We start from the raw sequence: 2,119 nt of genomic DNA on the forward strand, positions 1-2,119 counted from the left end.
AGGGCCGCTGGCGATATTTTCATCGGACCTGGCACCGGTGCAGACCGAGATCAAATCGGTGGCGACCAGCTATCGCGCCGATCTTGCTGCTGATCGCGCCGCCGGTCGCCCACCGCATAGTTGCCCACCGCCCGAAGGTAGCGCGGCGGCGAAGATCAAACCCGCAATGTTCCTCGCCGAACTTGAGAAGGTTCCGCCCGAACAACAGTCGATGAGCATGAAAAAGGCATTTTATCAGATCATGAAGCGCCGCTGGCCTTGCCCGGGCTAGGCGTCGTGGACAAAGGGTATCCAGAGTTTGATTGAAGCGAGAGCGACGAAGCCGAGGTATGATTCCTTGGTTTTGTCGTATCGCGTAGCGATCCGCCGCCAGTTCTTGAGCTTGCTGAACAATCGCTCGATGAGATTGCGCCAGCGGTATTTCGCGCGATCGTGTGGGATGGGTATGCGCCGATTGCTCTTGGCGGGGATGACCGCTTCGACGCCGGCTGCGGCAAGCTCCGCGCGGATGGCATCGGCGTCGTAGCCCTTGTCGGCGAGCAGTGCTTCGATGCGGTCGCCGAGCATCCGGAACAGCGGGCCAAAGCCCTGTACGTCGTGCGTCTGGCCCGGCGTCAGGACGAAGCCGAGCGGTCGACCGTGGCCGTCGCAGCGGGCGTGAAGCTTGGTCGTGAAGCCGCCGCGCGAGCGGCCAAGCCCCTGGGTCTCTTGATCCCCTTTTTTAGCCCGACGGCGCAATGATGCGCCCGGACCACCGTGCTGTCGATCATGTCGGCGCTGGTGTCGCGCTCCACCATCTCGGCCAGCGTCTCCAGCAGGGCGTCGAACACGCCCGTCGCGACCCAGCGCCGGTAGCGCCGGAACACGCTGTTCCACTTGCCATATTCGTCCGGAAGATGCCGCCACTGTGCACCCGTCCGCGCCATCCACATCATGCCCTCAAAATACCGCCGGTTGTCTCCGGCGGGCCGACATCCGCGACCATGTTCCGGCGGCAGCAACGGTCCGATCAACGCCCACTCTTCGTCCGATACCCCGATCCGCTCGCCCAACCCTGCCTCCAAAAGGCAGCCTTGAATCAACCTACGAGTCTCAGGTCAAGCTTTGTCCACGACGCCTAGGCCGCGTTGACAAAAGACTTGAGCCATAGTCGCGCGGCGGCGAGGTTGAGGAAGCTCTTGAAGGAGAGGACGGTCTTGTCGTAACGGGTGGCGATGCGGCGCTGTTGCTTGAGCTTGCCGAACATGCGCTCGACGCGATTGCGGTCCTTGTAGCGCCGATAATCGGGATGCTCAGGCAGTTTGCGGTTCGAGCGGGGCGGGATGATTGGCAGGATGCCGCGCATGAGCAGGTTTTCGCGAAACCTGTCACCGTCATAGCCCTTATCGGCCAGCAACGCCTTGGGCGTGGGCAACGGCAAGGCCATCAGATCATCGGCCGCGGTATAATCCGATGCCTCGCCGCCGGTCAGGATGAAGCCGACAGGGAGTCCCTGATTGTCGCAGCGGGCGTGGACTTTGCTCGTAAAGCCGCCGCGTGATCGACCAAAAGCCTGCGCAACAGCCCCCCTTTTCCGCCCGCCGCCGAGACATGGCCGCGAACTGTGGTGCTGTCGATCATGTGCTGCCAGTCGTCGGTCAGCCCCAGATCGACCAGCGTTTGCAGCAGTGCATCCCAGACCCCTTGCTCAGCCCAGCGCCGGAACCGGACATAGACCGAGTTCCATTTGCCGTAGCGCTCGTGCATGTCGCGCCACGGGCAGCCGACCCGCAACACATGCAACATCCCATTGAGAAAGCGTCGGTTGTCGCCTGCCGGTCGCGCCCAGCGCCCACGCTCAGGCGGCAGCAGCGGCCCGATCAACTCCCATTCCGCGTCCGACAAATCCCCGCGATCCATGACTGCTCCCCAAAGAGAAGCCTTGAATCAGAACTACGCCCGTTTGTGAATCCCTTTTGTCAACACGACCTAGACTCGCACACTGGTTCGCAGTTGAGGAGGCCATCACCGCCAATCCTGACCGGCCGATCGGCAGCTTCGAACCCGTGGGCGACCCGCTGCTCGACGCCGCGCTCACGCTCATGCACCTGCGATGGGCCTCAGAGATTTGGGACGACCG

At 62.8% G+C, this 2,119-nt stretch carries 2 protein-coding genes and 2 pseudogenes; 1 reads left to right on the plus strand and 3 read right to left on the minus strand.

The window, feature by feature from the left end:
* Nucleotides 1-271: hypothetical protein (locus tag U1769_RS24810; protein ID WP_332720839.1), on the plus strand; the 271-nt coding region annotated here is incomplete at its 5' end.
* On the opposite strand, the gene U1769_RS24815 is transcribed toward U1769_RS24810, so the two are convergent.
* From U1769_RS24815 to U1769_RS24825, 3 genes and pseudogenes are all read right to left on the minus strand, one after another.
* A complete protein-coding gene (locus tag U1769_RS24815) occupies nucleotides 268-876 on the minus strand; it encodes an IS5 family transposase (RefSeq protein ID WP_332720840.1) in 609 nt (202 codons plus the stop codon). The two genes, U1769_RS24810 and U1769_RS24815, sit on opposite strands and share 4 nt — an antisense overlap.
* Nucleotides 765-1,082 (minus strand): annotated as a pseudogene (locus U1769_RS24820) (transposase); the annotation flags it as partial. The gene U1769_RS24815 and the pseudogene U1769_RS24820, both read right to left, overlap by 112 nt.
* 35 nt (nucleotides 1,083-1,117) lie before the next feature.
* Nucleotides 1,118-1,899, minus strand: a pseudogene (locus U1769_RS24825) (IS5 family transposase).
* Nucleotides 1,900-2,119 lie beyond the last annotated feature (220 nt).

The organism is Parasphingomonas zepuensis (genome assembly GCF_036663735.1).
GTDB lineage: Bacteria > Pseudomonadota > Alphaproteobacteria > Sphingomonadales > Sphingomonadaceae > Sphingomonas.